10 protein-coding genes are annotated in these 16057 nt (G+C 35.7%); 9 read left to right on the forward strand and 1 reads right to left on the reverse strand.

Going from position 1 to position 16057, the window contains the following annotated elements:
• Nucleotides 1-228: 228 nt before the first annotated feature.
• Entirely contained in the window at nt 229-1734 is a 1506-nt protein-coding gene (locus C7D53_RS05270; protein WP_228422190.1) for an amidohydrolase family protein, read from the forward strand.
• Nucleotides 1735-1894: 160 nt separating this feature from the next.
• On the opposite strand, the gene C7D53_RS05275 is transcribed toward C7D53_RS05270, so the two are convergent.
• Nucleotides 1895-3463, reverse strand: coding sequence for a serine hydrolase (locus C7D53_RS05275; RefSeq protein ID WP_106915311.1), 1569 nt, complete (start codon nt 3461-3463; stop codon nt 1895-1897).
• 301 nt (nt 3464-3764) lie between these two features.
• Here C7D53_RS05275 and C7D53_RS05280 point away from each other — a divergent pair, with 301 nt between their 5' ends.
• From C7D53_RS05280 to C7D53_RS05315, 8 genes are all read left to right on the forward strand, one after another.
• Nucleotides 3765-5723, forward strand: coding sequence for a KUP/HAK/KT family potassium transporter (locus tag C7D53_RS05280; protein ID WP_106915312.1), 1959 nt, complete (start codon nt 3765-3767; stop codon nt 5721-5723).
• A gap of 208 nt (nt 5724-5931) precedes the next feature.
• Nucleotides 5932-6870 carry an NAD-dependent epimerase/dehydratase family protein gene (locus C7D53_RS05285; RefSeq protein ID WP_106915313.1) on the forward strand — a complete coding sequence of 313 codons (939 nt, stop codon included), beginning with the start codon at nt 5932-5934 and terminating at the stop codon, nt 6868-6870.
• Nucleotides 6871-6931: 61 nt separating this feature from the next.
• On the forward strand, nt 6932-7204 hold the full coding sequence (locus tag C7D53_RS05290) for a GxxExxY protein (protein WP_106915314.1): 273 nt from the start codon (nt 6932-6934) through the stop codon (nt 7202-7204).
• 61 nt (nt 7205-7265) lie between these two features.
• Nucleotides 7266-8177, forward strand: a complete 912-nt coding sequence (locus tag C7D53_RS05295; RefSeq protein WP_106915315.1) for a helix-turn-helix domain-containing protein — start codon at nt 7266-7268, stop codon at nt 8175-8177.
• Between the two features lie 160 nt (nt 8178-8337).
• The gene (locus tag C7D53_RS05300) at nt 8338-8892 is read left to right on the forward strand and encodes an SMI1/KNR4 family protein (RefSeq protein ID WP_106915316.1); all 555 of its coding nucleotides are present in this window, start codon (nt 8338-8340) and stop codon (nt 8890-8892) included.
• A 674-nt stretch (nt 8893-9566) separates the two neighbouring features.
• Nucleotides 9567-10742, forward strand: coding sequence for an autotransporter outer membrane beta-barrel domain-containing protein (locus C7D53_RS05305; protein WP_162926087.1), 1176 nt, complete (start codon nt 9567-9569; stop codon nt 10740-10742).
• Nucleotides 10743-10761: 19 nt separating this feature from the next.
• Nucleotides 10762-14205, forward strand: coding sequence for an RCC1 domain-containing protein (locus tag C7D53_RS05310; RefSeq protein ID WP_106915318.1), 3444 nt, complete (start codon nt 10762-10764; stop codon nt 14203-14205).
• A gap of 656 nt (nt 14206-14861) precedes the next feature.
• Nucleotides 14862-16052: a hypothetical protein gene (locus tag C7D53_RS05315; protein WP_162926088.1), complete on the forward strand. Its 1191-nt coding sequence runs from the start codon at nt 14862-14864 to the stop codon at nt 16050-16052.
• The last annotated feature ends 5 nt before the right edge of the window (nt 16053-16057 follow it).

The following is a 16057-nucleotide window of genomic DNA, read 5'->3' on the forward strand; positions in this document are numbered from 1 at the left end:
TCCCGCTATCCACTCATACTCCTCACGCCCATGTAAATAACAGCTGCCTGTTGCGGGGTAACCGTTACTATCGGGGCTAGGAGAAACCCATGGATTACAAATGATGTTGTCGTTAAATGTTTTTGTTACTTGTTTTTCAGGTTGAAATTCTTTTACAATAAAAAAAAATTATATTTTTGAATAGCTGTATTTACAAAGCCTTTTGTTAAATGCAAGCTCAGCACTATTATGAAAAAATACTTTACTTATATTTTATTATTGGGCTTTCCTTTGTTTGGAGCTCAAAATAGATCGATTGAAAAGTCCGGCTATCAACAAAACTGGACGTTATTAGAGCAGGAAAATGAAGCGCTCGCTTTTGATGCAGACATAAAACTATCTGATGCTGAAACAATATTGGATAAAAAACTATTTCAGCTGAGAAATGACTTTATTGCTGAAACAAAAAAACAAAAAATACCTTTATATAACAGTTCTTTTAATGAAATAAAGCCATTAATAGAAAGCAGTAGACTGTTTAATCTCATTCAAACTATGCCAAAAGGAGGCCTGCTGCATACCCATAGTGGAGGTCTGGCAAACGCAAAATGGGTGATTGCTGCAGCAAGAAAATATAAAGAATGTTACGTTTATGATCAGGATGATACTAAAGAATTCATCTTTGGTCAGATGGCTTTTTTCGAAAATGGAAAAGTTCCGAAAGGATTTGTAAATCTTAATCAAAAATTAGCATCACATCCGGATTTTGAGAAAGAACTGATAGAACTTCTTACTCTTAAACGAGATAACCTATGTTCTTACACAGACTATTGGATTGAGTTTGAAAAACGCTTCCAAAGGATTAATCTGCTGCTCCCTTACCGTCCCTTTTTCAAAGAATACTACTTAAAGGGCTTTCAGGATCTGGCAAAAGATAAAGTTCAGCATGTAGAAATCAGGTATATTTTTGAAGAACTCTATGATTTTCAACATGGAAAATATCCTTTAAAAACATCCATTACGGATTTACAGGATCTTGTTAAAGAAATGCACAAGTCCAATCCTGAATTTAGCCTGAAGTTAATTTACTCAAGCTTTAAGTTTTTCGATAACGAAAGAATTGAAAAAGAACTAGAAACTGCTTTCAAACTTAAGAAAGAATTTCCGGACATGATCTCTGGTTTTGATCTGGTTGCAGATGAGGCTACGGGTAAAAGCATTAATTTCTTTCAGGACAATTGGGTAAAGCTTAATGAACTCAATAAAAAATATGGAGTAGAACTGCCTCTTTTTCTTCATGCAGGTGAAAGTAATTCTGTCTTTAATAAAAACGTTCTGGATATTGCATTACTGAACAACCAAAGAATTGGGCATGGCCTTAATCTGATCTATTTTCCGAAAACAATGGAGCTGATCAAAAAGCAGAACAAACTGGTGGAGGTAAGCCCAATCAGTAATCAGATTTTAGGATATGTGAGTGATTTGAGAAATCATCCTGCAAGAGTTTTAATGAGCAACGGGGTACAATGTTCCATTAGTAGCGATGATCCTTCTGTGTATGGGTATGATGGCCTTAGCTATGATTTTTGGGTAGCCTTTGTGTACTGGGAACTCGATGTAAAAGCACTGAAAAAACTGGTCTTCAATTCCATTAATTATTCTTCTTTGAATAAGAATGAAAAAAAGAATGCCATAGAGCATTTGAATAAACAATGGAATGATTTTATCCAAAAAGCCAATAAGGAATTAAATTAATATTAGAAACTCAAGCGTTTTTATAATAAGATAGTTGTTATTGATATTAAAAGATAAACCTATAAAAAAATAAGGTGAGTTACTAAACTCACCTTATTTTTTTGTAAAGCTTGCAGGTAGAACCTCTTTACAATATTGGTTTTCTTTATTTGAATTTAGATTAATTTTTAATCCTTTGTAAATTCAAGTCCTGAAAGTCGAAGCTAAAGTCTATATTGGGAGATATTCCTTTCATTTTTATGCCTTGGGCCTTTCCGTTTTCATCTAAATTAAACATGGCAAAGGCATCGCAGTTCATATCTTTATAATCCCATTTAATGGCAAAAGTATTTGCTTTATAAAAGCTCATTGGACCATTGAGTTTTGGTGATCGGAATGATTTAAACCACAGTTGATTTCCTTTTAAGAAGATTTCAATTTTTCCAAACCATTTATCTTCGTACAATCCAATTAAATCTTCGTTCTTTATTGTTGTATTTTTTGCTTTGCTTACCGTTTCCCAAACCTTTTTGGTCACATCATCCCCTGATTCTTTTTGAGACTTAAAATAAGCAGAATACTTATCTACCCAACCGAAATCATTAAGCTCCAAATAGCTGTCAATAATGGTCTGACTAACCGATGAGAAAACACCGGAACCACCATTTTCTGTGTTGGTAAGAATAACAATTCCCAAATTTAAATCAGGAATCATGGTAACAATAGAAAGCATCCCGGGTAGGCCGCCAGTATGAGAAACACTTAGATTTCCTTTCATATCAGATAAATTCCAGCCTAGACCATACCCATTGAAATGTTGGTTATATCTCGGATTAGGATTAATTTGATCAACCGTATGGATGGTCCACATTTCATTTTGTCTTTCTTTGGTAAAAAGCTGTTGGTTTAACCCCGAACCATATTTACCCTTGTTTAGCTGAACAAGCATCCATTTGGACATGTCATCAACATTGGAGACGATTCCCCCGGCAGCACCATTTACCATTGCTCCGTATAAAGATATTTTTTTTATAGTGCCGGATTCTGAGGAATGTGGAGAAGCCATTAAGCTAATATCCTTTACCTGGCTTATAGAACTAAAAGAATTTTGCATTTGCAATGGTTCCATAATGCGTTTTTGAACAAAATTTTCCCAACTCATTCCACCTACTCTTGCAATAACCTCACCCGCCACCAGATACAATTGATTGTCATAATTAAATTGGGTCCGGAAACCAGAAACAGGTGCAAAATACTGGAAAGACGTTATTACATCCTTAATGGTAAAGTCAGTACCGTCAGGAAACATCATTAAGTCACCAGCTCCTAAGCCAAGACCGCTACGGTGACACAATAAATCTTCTATTGTAAAGTTTTCTGTAACATAGTCATTGTACATTTTAAATTCGGGGATGTATTTTTTGACATTATCATCCCAGGAAAGTTTTCCTTCATCTACCAAAATAGATAAAGCTGCTGTTGTAAAAGCCTTGCTGTTGGAAGCAATTTCAAAGTTTGTATGCTCATCAATAAGTGATTTTGTATCTATTGATTTTACACCATAGCCTTTTTTGTGAATTACTTTTCCATCTTTTACAATAGCCACAGCGGCCCCTGCAACATGGAATTTTTCTATTGCATTGTTAACAAGAGCATCAACTTCTTTGGAAGTTAATTGGCCGGATAAATTGTTGCTTGCAAATAAGGTAGTAATGGTAATAATGAGTAGAGACAATTGTATTTTTGTCATAATGGATTATTTTATATCATGGTTTTATTTACCACTAAGCCTCATGATGGAGGAAAGTGGATATTAGCAGAACCAAAGCTATCGATTAATAATCTAACTTCAAAATGCTGAATCGGCTTTAAATTATGCATAAGAATTGGATGAAAGCAAGATGTAAAATTGTTATTATTGAAGATGCTAATATTTTTTACAAATCATTGTGTAAAGGGACTTTAGAGTACTTTTAGAGGCATACATGAAAAAAATAAAATCTATTCTCATTTCGATGAAAATTTTGATTTAATTTGCAGAAAAATAAAATATGTCTGGACATAATTCCTCAGATTTTCATAAGAGGATTACTCTTGCAGGATCGCTGATAGCAATCGGTATTGTATTCGGTGATATTGGTACTTCACCCCTGTATACGCTTAATGCGGTTTTTCATCATAAGGTCATCACGGAAGTCATAGCGCTTGGCAGTTTAAGCTGTATTTTTTGGACCCTTGTTTTCCAGACCACCATCAAATATGTTCTCATTACTTTGCAGGCAGATAATAAAGGAGAGGGTGGTATCTTTTCCCTATATGCCCTGGTTCGGAGATACAGTGGGAAGTGGCTTGTCTTTATTGCAATGGCAGGAGGTGCTTTTCTGATGGCAGATGGTATTATTACCCCGCCTATGTCTGTTTCGTCAGCCGTAGAAGGAGTACAGGCCGTCGTCCCGGGGTTTGATACCGTTCCCGTCATTGTAGGAATTTTGATCCTATTATTCATGTTTCAGCAGTTTGGTACCGATAAAATAGGAAAAGTATTTGGTCCTGTAATGATCATTTGGTTTGGTTTTATTGGAGGAATAGGTGTAATGGCAATAGGAAATAATTGGGAAGTCCTAAGAGCGCTGAATCCTTACTATGCCTATCAAATGCTGGTTAATGAACCTAAAGGATTTTGGTTGTTAGGAAGTATTTTTCTGTGTACCACAGGAGCAGAGGCTTTATATAGCGATATGGGACACTGTGGACGAAATAATATCAGGTTTACCTGGATCTTTATAAAAGTAGCCCTTATTCTGTGTTATGCAGGTCAAACAACATGGCTTCTTGACCATGTAGGAGAGGAAGTGGGAGGCTTAAGTCCTTTTTATCATATCGTTCCGAAATCTATATTCTGGCTGGCTTTAGGGATTGCTACCCTGGCAACAATTATTGCTTCTCAGGCTTTAATCAGTGGCTGTTTTACCCTTATCAACGAGGCCATAAGACTTAATATATGGCCCAAGCACATGGTATTGTTTCCTAGTAATGTGAAGGGACAGCTTTATATTCCTGCAATTAATTGGTTTTTGATGTGTGGCTGTGTAGGAATGGTGCTTTACTTTAAAGAAAGTACAAAAATGGAAGCAGCATTTGGTTTAAGTGTTACCCTTACCATGCTGATGAGTACAATTCTGATTAATGCTTATCTGCGTATCAAAAGAGTTCCTTTTATTTTTAATATCATCATTACAGGGATTTTCTTAGCAATAGAATTAAGTTTCCTGTCTGCCAATCTTTTAAAAGTGAAAGAAGGCGGATGGATAACCCTGATCCTGGGGCTTTCACTTTTCGCGGTGATGTACATTTGGTGGAGAGGAAGACAAATCAAGTCCAATATTCAATCCTTTGTAAAACTGTCTGAATATCTTCCGCTATTAACCAAGTTGAGTACAGATGAAAACCTGCCAAAATACGCTACAAATCTAGTTTATCTCACTACTTCAGATTCAGAAAAAAAGATAGAAAAAACAGTAATGGATTCCATTTTAAAATTTGGACTTCCAAAGCGTGCTGATATTTATTGGTTTGTTCATGTCAATATTTTAGATGTACCCTACGGGCAGGAGTATTCTGTAGATACGGTGATCAGAAATGATGTTTATTATATCCAACTGGACTTAGGATTCCGTGAAGACCCAAGAATTGGTTATTATTTCAAGCAGGTAGTTAATGATATGCTAGAAAATAACGAAGTAGATGCCGAAGAATCTTTTGAACAGGCATACCAGCAGAACAAGATAGGTGATTTTAAATTTATGATTATGGATAGCTTCCTTTCTTATGATAACAGAATGCCATTTTGGAAGAACTTCATCATGAAAGGCTATTACAATTTGCGTTATTTATCGGTAAAAGATTATATCAATTTCGGACTCGATAAAAGCCATATCGAAACAGAACAGTATCCGTTGGTAGTTGTTCCGTTTGCAGAAAATAAACTGGAGAGAAAGGTTCAAATGTAAGATCTAAATAAAAGCAGTCATATTGAAAAATACGACTGCTTTTTTGTATGTATTTCTTCACTATTGATAAAGTTTTAAAGTACCTATTTCCGAAAACAGAGATTCTGTTACAACTTCCTGTAATTAAGATACTCGGATTGTTTCTATTCTTCTGAACTTTGCCATACCCAATAACAGAGTTTAAACTTGAGCGAAAAAAATAAATAATATGCAAACAATATTAGGGGCCAATGGGCAGATTGGCGAAGAGCTGGCAAGAGAACTAAAAAGAACCTTTACTTCAGAGATCCGGATTGTCAGTAGAAATGCAAAAAAAATAAATGATACAGATGAGGTGTTTTCTGCAGATTTATCTATCCGCGAAAAGGCTGTTGAAGCAGTAAAAGGTAGTGATATTGCCTACTTTACATTAGGACTTCCAATAAGTTCCGACCTTTGGGAGAAGCAGTTTCCACTTATTCTTCATAATGTCATAGAGGCTTGTAAAATCAACGGAACAAAGCTTGTTTTCTTTGATAATACTTATATGTATCCACAAGATGATCGTGTTTTGACAGAAAAAACACCATTTGCTCCTGTGGGAAGAAAAGGAAGAGTGAGAAGAAAAATGGCAGAAATGGTTTTGAAAGAAATTGAATCAGGTGAACTGGAAGCGGTTATTTGCCGTGCTCCTGAATTTTATGGCCCAGGAAAAACACAAAGTATTACCAATACGTTGATTTTTGACAATATCAAGGAAAATAAAAAACTAAAAGTCCCTTTAAGTGTTCATAAAAAGAGAAGCTTGATTTGGACGCCTGATGCAAGCCGTGCAACAGCATTAATAGGAAATACCCCTGACGCATTCGGGCAAACATGGCATCTTCCCGTTTACAAAAGCCATCCAACCTATCAGGAGTTTATCGGAATAGCTTCTGAAATTTATGGTGAAAATTTACAATACAATATAGTTTCAAAATTCTTATTTAAAACAGGTTCATTATTCAATCAAAAGATAAAAGAGTTGCTGGAGCTGCTTCCAAGATATGAACACGATAATATATTCGATGATTCAAAATTCAGAAACAGATTCCCGGAATTTCAGGTGACTACCTACAAGCAGGGAATCGGCCAGATTAAAAATGAACAGCTTTTAGAGAAAAAATAAAATCAGTAACTTAGGATTGGTTACAAATAGTCTTATTTTTAACCATATAGATACATAGGCTATGCTGACAAAAAAATATTTAGATGAATTAACGTATGAAATAATAGGAGGCGCTATTGAAGTACACAAAATAATGGGTAGAGGATTGCTGGAGAGTGTTTATCACCAATGCTTAAAGGAAGAGTTACTATCGAGAAAAATAAATTTTCTAACCTATATGAAACTATTGCAATGTCCTAAGGGCATCCTTATTAATTTCAATTGCTCAAATATTTTTAAAGAAAGACAAAAGATCTTTGTTAACGAATATTTTAGCAATTTATCCAACCAATAAAACAATGTTTCTATGTGTTTTATTTAAAAAAATATTAATATATAAATTCCCAAGTGGATATATGAAAACCCCAGAGAAAGTTTCGTCAATTAGTACACTGCATCAGTTTTTAGGATTGAAAAAACCATCAAATCCATTAATCAGTGTTTTCAATTTTGACGATGTAAAACTGAAGTCGGAAACAATCCTGAGTGCAGTCACTACAGACTTTTATGTAGTGATCTTAAAGAAAGACTGTGCCGGAGGAAAATGCAGGTACGGACAACAGTATTATGATTTTGATGAAGGAATTATGTATTTCATTGCTCCTCATCAGGTTCTCCAGTTTGAAGACATACTCCTGAACGAGGTTAGAGGTTTTGTTTTGATAATACATCCTGACTTTTTACATGGTTATCCACTGGCATCAAAGGTTAAAGATTATGGTTTTTTCTCCTATGCAGCGAATGAAGCATTATATCTTTCAGAAAAGGAGGAAAAATCTATCATGGATATTATAGATAATGTAGAACAGGAAATAGAAACCAATATGGATTCCTTTACACAGGATTTGCTGGTATCTAACCTTGATCTGTTACTGAAATATTGTGATCGTTTTTATAACCGTCAGTTTTTAACCAGAAAAAAGGTTAACAATGATCTGCTTTCAAAACTGGAAACTTTACTCAATGATTATTTTAGGAATGATAATTTGATTATCAATGGTATTCCTACTGTTCATTTTATTGCGGAACAGTTGAATCTGAGCGCAAATTACCTCAGTGATATGCTTCGGGTGCAGACCGGGCAAACCACACAGCAGCACATCCAAAACAAATTGATAGAAAAAGCAAAAGAATTATTGTCTTCTACAGAAATGTCAGTTTCTGAAATTGCCTACCAGCTTGGGTTTGAGCATCCACAATCTTTTCACCGCCTGTTTAAAAACAGAACCTCAGTTTCTCCTCTGGAATTCAGGGCATCATTTAATTAAGAAAATAAATACTTACTTATTAAAAATATAACCGATAATCTTGTAACATAAACGGCAAATATCCATGATATCTGCCGTTTAATAATAACTGTTTTGAAGGCGTTATTTGCAGATATGAAATGCTTTTAAAATGAAAATGGGAATCAGATAACTACACATCATGACAACAGAATTTATCAACGCATTAGATATATTAAAGAAATGGGTTTCGCAAAAAGAAGCCGTTCTTGAAACCTCCCAATGGAAAAATGGACAGGAGGTTGTAGAATCAGAAAGCTTAAAATTTAATGTTCAGCCTGTTTCTTACAGTGAATTAGAAGAAATAAAAGCATTTACCCGGTATTTACTCCCTGAATCCTACTATCATTTTTTAGCTGAAATTGGAAGTGGAAAGTTTTTTATAGGGGAGTACCTACCAAGTTTTGAGATTTGTAATTTGGCCGAACTAAAAGAGTATAATATCCTTGTTCAGCAAGAAATTGAAGCAGTAGAGGAAGAGATAATTGATGAGTTTATTATGATGGGCTCAAATTGTTCTATGGGGGACTGGATGGGATTTTGCACGACAAAAAATGATGAAAAGAATTATGATATCTTTTGCCACGAGTACCCCATTGATGAATATGTAGAAATCTCAGACGAATTGAAATCATGGAGAACCTTTGATGAATGGATCATTAAAGCCATTGAAACGAAAGGACGAGAAACGTTGTAAAACCTCTGCAGAAGCCAAGACAGAAAAAGTAAAGAATTTCTCCATAGAATATTTGAAGGCCTAATTGAACAGATAGGAGACCATTTCTTTAATTTCCTAAAAAAATGATTTTTTATCTTTAAAAATATAATAATATCCTAATAATGTCAAAATTGATGTTATTTTTTATTAGCTATTGGGTTATTCATGAGAAAAATATACTTTTGCAATCAACAACATAGAAGATTGTTAATGATCATGTTGTTGCAATTAAAAAACTAAAACCAAAAACTAAACTTGAAAACTAATTAAACCATGAAAAAGAATAACACCATCCGGTATTTACTTTACTAATTCATCAAAACCAATTGTTTACAACAATTTGAAACAACAGTAAGTTCTCCAATTTTTTAGAACAAAGAGTCGTATTTAACCAATAGGACTACTTCGATTATTCCCTCAAATCATATGGAAACAATATTGAGTCATGAAAACTTGACAAGTATTCCACTATCGATTTTGGAAAAAAATGCGAGAAAGAGTGCTGTTTTATCAATTATGATGCTATCCTATTTTATCAACAAAAATAATGTCAAGATCAACGTTCATTCATTGATTGAGGCTTTTGTTTTTGTATGAGTTCATTTAAGAAAAATTCCAAGAATATTATTAAACCAATCAATTTTTATAAGATTATGACAAAAAAACTACTAATCATTGCCTTTGCAGGCTTATCGAGTACTATGGCTTTTGCAGCCGATTTATATGTTAGAAATGGCGGAACAGGCGGAGCTTATTCTACGGTAAGTGCGGCTATCACAGCGGCTTCAGAAGGAGAAAGAATCATCATTCAGCCCAAAGCGAATGGAGCAGCCTATGTAGAAAACATTACCATCAACAAATCACTAACCTTTCTCTCTGAAACCAATTATAGTAAATATTTTATTCAGGGAACCGTTACCATCAATCCGGCTGCGGGAAGAGTGGTAAACATCAGTAATTTAAGCTCAGGAAACTATTCCATTTACAGCTTAGTGGCAAGCGGACCTACCACTGGTGGAAGAACTACCATAAACCTTTACAATTGTTATTTAAATAAGGTTATTACCAATCAAGCCAATACTACAACCAATATTTCCGGTTCTAATGTGTTGGGAGAAATTAGTTTTTCTCATGGTAGAGTTACTGCTAATAAAGCACAGTCTATTTATGCTAATTCTACAACTTTAGATAGTAGTCTTGCAACATCGGATATTGAAGTGTACGGCAATGCTACAAGTTTTGGTTTATCACATTCACAATCAAGCTATAACTTTAAGTTTTACAATAATTTTTGCCGCGGGGTTTTTGTCTATGCTATTAAAACAGGCAGTAACAACGAAATTATTAATAATACGATCTATGACCCTTATGGTGGTGATATAGCACCATTTTCCATCAACTTAAATAATGGAAACACAGGAAATATTTCTATTATGAATAATGCAGCTTCTTTTGTAGTAGGAACAACCGATGTTTGCATTAAAAACAACAATAATGCTACAGTGACTGCAAGCTACAACCTATTTACAAATCCATTTGTAACAGAGGGGGCGATGAACCAAAGCAATAATTCAGGATCTGTGAATATGAACTTTAGCGAGACAGCATTCACTGTAACTGGGATGAATGTAAATGCCGGAAATCCTGATGTAAGCTATACCGACTTAGATTTAACAAGAAATGACGCAGGCCACTACGGCGGATCAAACAGCTGGACTAATTATTGGCCGGCAAATGCTGATACTAAACCACAGATAAACTATCTGGTTACTCCACGAATAATCAGTGGTGGTACATTAAATATCAATGGATCTGGTTTTTCTAAATAATACTTAATGATATAACAATATGAAGAATTATATCTATAGTATCATCGCTTTGCTTATGGTCATATTGTGCCCTGCACAAATGTTCGTAAGTCAGGCCGAATATTTCTGGGATGCCGATCCCGGAGCCGGAAACGGTATTCCTGTATTGGCCACTGATGGAAATTTCAACAGTGCATTTGAACAACTCACCAAAACAGGGATTGCTACACCGGGTAACGGCCTGCATAAATTCTCCATCCGTATTAAGGATAATACGGGAGTTTGGGGACCTGTTTTTACCAATGTTATTGATGTTCAGCAAAACCAGACCTCTACGCTAATTGCTCTTGCGCAGGCCGAGTATTTCTGGGATGCCGATCCTGGAGCCGGAAATGGAACTCCTGTATTGGCCGCTGACGGGAACTTCAATAGTGTTTTCGAACAACTTACCAAAACAGACATTGTTACACCTGGTAATGGTTTGCACAAATTCTCTGTTCGTATCAAGGACAACAGTGGAGTTTGGGGACCCGTTTTTACCAATGTTATTAGTGTTCAACAAAACCAGACCTCTACGCTACTGGCACTTTCTCAGGCCGAATATTTTTGGGATAACGATCCGGGTGCCGGAAATGGTACTCCGGTATTGGCTGCCGATGGTAATTTCGACAGTTCTTTCGAGCAACTGACTAAAACAGGAATTGCTTTGCCATCTAATGGTTTGCATGTTTTCAATATCCGTATTAAAGACAATGCAGGTGTTTGGGGATCTGTTTTTAAAAATGTGATTAATGTAGAAACTCCAACTCCTACAGGATGTTGGCAGAGTCTTAGTGTAGGAAATGGGTATTCCGCAGGAATAAAAGCAGATGGAACCTTATGGATTTGGGGTAGCAATGATTCTGGACAAATAGGAAACGGAACTACAATTGATAGAAATACACCTATCCTAATAGGAACGGCAACAGATTGGAAAAGCGTTAGTATTGGCTTTAGCCACACTATAGCACTAAAAACAGATGGTACATTATGGGGCTGGGGTAGAAATGATTATGGGCAACTGGGAGATGGAACTACAATAAACAGAAAAGTACCTACCCAAATAGGAACTGCATCAGATTGGAAAAGTATCCATGTTTCATTCAATCAGACGTTTGCTATAAAAGCAGATGGAACACTCTGGAGCTGGGGATTTAATTATTATGGGCAACTAGGTGATGGGACTACTACTAATAAGCTTGTGCCAGCTCAAATAGGAACAGCTACTAATTGGAAAAGTATAGAACCAGGTTCGCTGCATACTTTTGCTCTCAAAACAGATGGAACACTTTGGGGATGGGGATATAATTATTATGGCCAATTAGGAGATGGAACTCAAGTCAGTAGATTGTCTCCTGTTCAAATCGGAACAGCAACGGATTGGAAAAGTGCTGCTGCTGGTGGTTATCACTCAATCGCACTAAAAGCAAATGGAGCATTATGGGCTTGGGGAAGTAATACTTTTGGTGAGTTAGGTGACGGAACTATCATTAATAAAAGTTTACCTATACAAATAGGAACAGAAACAAACTGGAACAATATATCTGCTGGAAACGGTGTTACATTCGCCACAAAAACAAATGGAAAATTATGGTCATGGGGTAACAACTCCAAAGGGTTATTAGGTAATGGTACAACTGGAAGTATTAATACTACGTTACCTACACAAGTAGGATCATCATCAGACAATATGCAGAGTTTTGTGGGGGAGAATCATGTTCTTGTAAAGACTATTGATGGATATTTAAAAGTTTGTGGAGAAAATTATTTTGGACAGCTAGGTAATGGTGCTAATAATAATATAAATTCGTTTATTTCTATTGCTTGTCCTATAATTTGCTCTCTTCCAACACAATTTTCAACAACAAATGTTACTTCAAAGACGGCTACTCTTAGCTGGACAGGATCAACTGGAGCTCCTAGTGGAGGCTATTCGTATCTTTATAGCACAAACTCAGTTCTTGGAGGTATAGAAGGAGTTACTTCTGCTGCTACAACCAATTTGACAAATTTATTACCGAACGCTACATACTATTGGTGGGTAGCATCTAATTGTGGATCTGGTCAGGTTAATTGGATACCCGCAGGTTCCTTTACTACACTTCCTACAGCTGAAACTGGTTGTTGGGAAAGTGTGAGTGTTGGTAATTATCATTCGATAGGAATCAAAACAGACGGGACGCTATGGACTTGGGGTAAAAATGGTGCTGGACAGTTAGGAGATGGAACTACAATTACGAGAACTGCTCCAACACAACTAGGAACCGGGAAAAATTGGGTGAAAATAGCAGCCGGATACGCACACACTGTAGCCATTAAAGCTGACGGAACACTATGGAGTTGGGGATATAATGCAAGTGCGCAGGTGGGCGATGGAACCACAATTTCAAAAAATATTCCAACACAAATAGGAACAGCAACTGATTGGGCAAATATTGCTGCTGGGGATCATTATACAGTAGCTCTAAAGTCAAATGGAACACTTTGGGCTTGGGGACTTAATATAGATGGCCAGCTAGGAGATGGAACAAAAATAAACAAAACTATCCCCATACAAATTGGAACAGCAACTGATTGGAAAACCATAGCTGCTGTTGTAAATCATACTATAGCCACTAAAACCGATGGAACACTGTGGACGTGGGGAAGTAATACGAATGGACAACTTGGAAATGGAACTAAAACGGAAAAACTTATTCCAACAAAAGTCGGAACAGCTACAAATTGGAAAAATGCTTCTGGTGGAGTTTCTCATACTATTGCCATCAAAACCGATGGAACACTTTGGACCTGGGGGGATAATTCCTCTGGACAATTAGGCGATGGAACTACAACGGGTAAATTGAATCCAACACAAATCGGAACAGCTACAGATTGGCAGAGTGTGAAAGGGGACTATTATGGCTCTTCCACAGGAATCAAAACAGATGGGACTCTTTGGAGTTGGGGATATAATACCCATGGTCACCTAGGTGATGGTACAAAAGTTCCAAAAAATATTCCTACAAAAATAGGAACATCTACTGATAGAAAAATTGTTGCAGCAAATGCGTTTAACACACTTGTAATAAGTACCAATGGATTTTTATCAGGCTGTGGTTTTAATGATTACGGTCAGATAGGAGATGGAATAACTGTTAATAGAACAATTTTTGTACCTGTTGGTTGCCCTACTAGTGATGTTTTAAGAGTCGATGATGTTTCAACACAGTCGGATCAACTGAAAGTGTATCCAAATCCGGTACAGAATGACTTAACGGTTTCTTTTGATCAAAAGATTCTTTCGGTAACAGTTTACAATGCCGCAGGGCAGTTGGTACTTACAAAAGCGATCAATGATACTAAAGGAACGATTGATGTTTCTGCTTTACCATCAGGAGTTTATTTGGTAAAAGTAAATGCCGCCAATGACTTCGTGAAAACAGTAAAAGTGATTAAGCGATAAGCATTAAATTTTTAATACAATAGCTAAGATCTCTTGAAATTTGAAATCTTTCAAAATAGCGCCACTTATTCTTTAAGTGGCGCTATTCTTTAATATTCTATTTTTTACATTTTAAAATACCGTTATCCGGTATTTATGAGTATTATTCTTGATTTATTATTTTAAAATTCATAATAAAACAATACTTTTGCAATCAATAACATAGAGTCATAACTGATGATGTTGTTGTTATAAAAAACTAAAACTAAAAACAAAACCTGAAAACTAATTAAACCATGAAAATGAGCCAAAATATACGGTATCTACTAATTCGTAACCATTAATTGTTTCCAACAGTTTGAAACAACAGTAAGTCCTCAAAATTCCTTTAAAGCAACAAGTTGTATTTAACCAGAATATGACTTATCCGATTATTTTTCTCAAATCAGAAAGAAATAATACTGAGTCATAAAATAAAACAGTATTTGTCTATTCATATGGGGAAAAGAAAGATGAGGGATATTGCTGCCTTATAAGTTACGATGCTATTCTATTTTATCCACAAAAACCATTTTCAAAATCAACGTTTATTCATTGATTAAAGCCCTTGTTTTTCAATGAATTCAATTTGAAAATCAAAAAATATCATTATTAAACCAATCAATTTTTATAAGATTATGACAAAAAAACTACTAATCATTGCCTTTGCAGGCCTATCGAGCACCATGGCTTTTGCAGCCGATCTGTATGTTAGAAATGCCGGAGCCGGCGGAGCTTATTCTACTATAAGTGCAGCGATCACAGCCGCTTCAAACGGAGATCGTATCATTGTTCAACCTAAAGCGAATGGAGAAGCTTATATAGAAAATTTGACAATAAATAAATCCCTGACTTTTGTTTCTGAAACTAATTATAGCAAATACATTCTTCAGGGAGGTGTTAACATTGACCTGGCAGCGGGAAGAGTGATTACCATTAACAATCTGAAGACAGTAAACTCTATTAATGGTATACTGACAATAGGAGCAGCAGTTGGAGGAAGAACAACAATCAATATTTTGAACTGTGACTTGATTAGTGTGTCTACCACTACCGCCAATACGACTACCAATATTTCTGGTTGTAATATTAATGGACCTTTGCAGATTTCCCATGGAATATGTACGGCTAACAAAGCATCGTTTATTACCGTCTATTCTTTCCAGCAGGAAACTTCCATGGCTACATCTGATGCTGAGGTTTATGGTAATATATCTACAGGAGCAATAGCTAACTCTCAACCCTATTATGCTTTTAAGTTCCACAATAATTTTTGTGACGCTTTTTGGATACGTGGTATAAAAGACGGAAGTTCTAATGAAATCATTAACAATACAGTTTATAGACCTGCTGCCGCCAACTTTTATCCGGCTGTTATTTACATTGGTTTATATGATAATAGTCTTACAAACACAGGAGACCTTGCCATTATGAATAATGCTGTTTCTTTTGTGCCGGGTCAAAGCAATATCTGTATTCAAAATAATCATAATAATGTTAACGTGACAGCCAGCTACAACTCATCTACCAATCCGTTTGTAACACAAGGTAACATGATCCAAAGTAACAATTCAGGATCCGTGAATATGAATTTTAACAATACAACATATACGGTAACAGGAATGAATGAAAATGCTGGAAATCCTGATATAAAATATACAGATTTGGACTTAACAAGGAATGATGCAGGACATTATGGGGGATCTAACAGTTGGGCTAATTACTGGCCGGCAAATGTAGGTAATAAACCTCAGATCAACTATTTGTCAACTCCTAGATCCATTTCTGGAGGTACTTTGAATATCAACGGATCAGGTTTTTCTAAATAACAGCT

Source organism: Chryseobacterium aurantiacum, from assembly GCF_003020585.1.
GTDB lineage: Bacteria > Bacteroidota > Bacteroidia > Flavobacteriales > Weeksellaceae > Chryseobacterium > Chryseobacterium aurantiacum.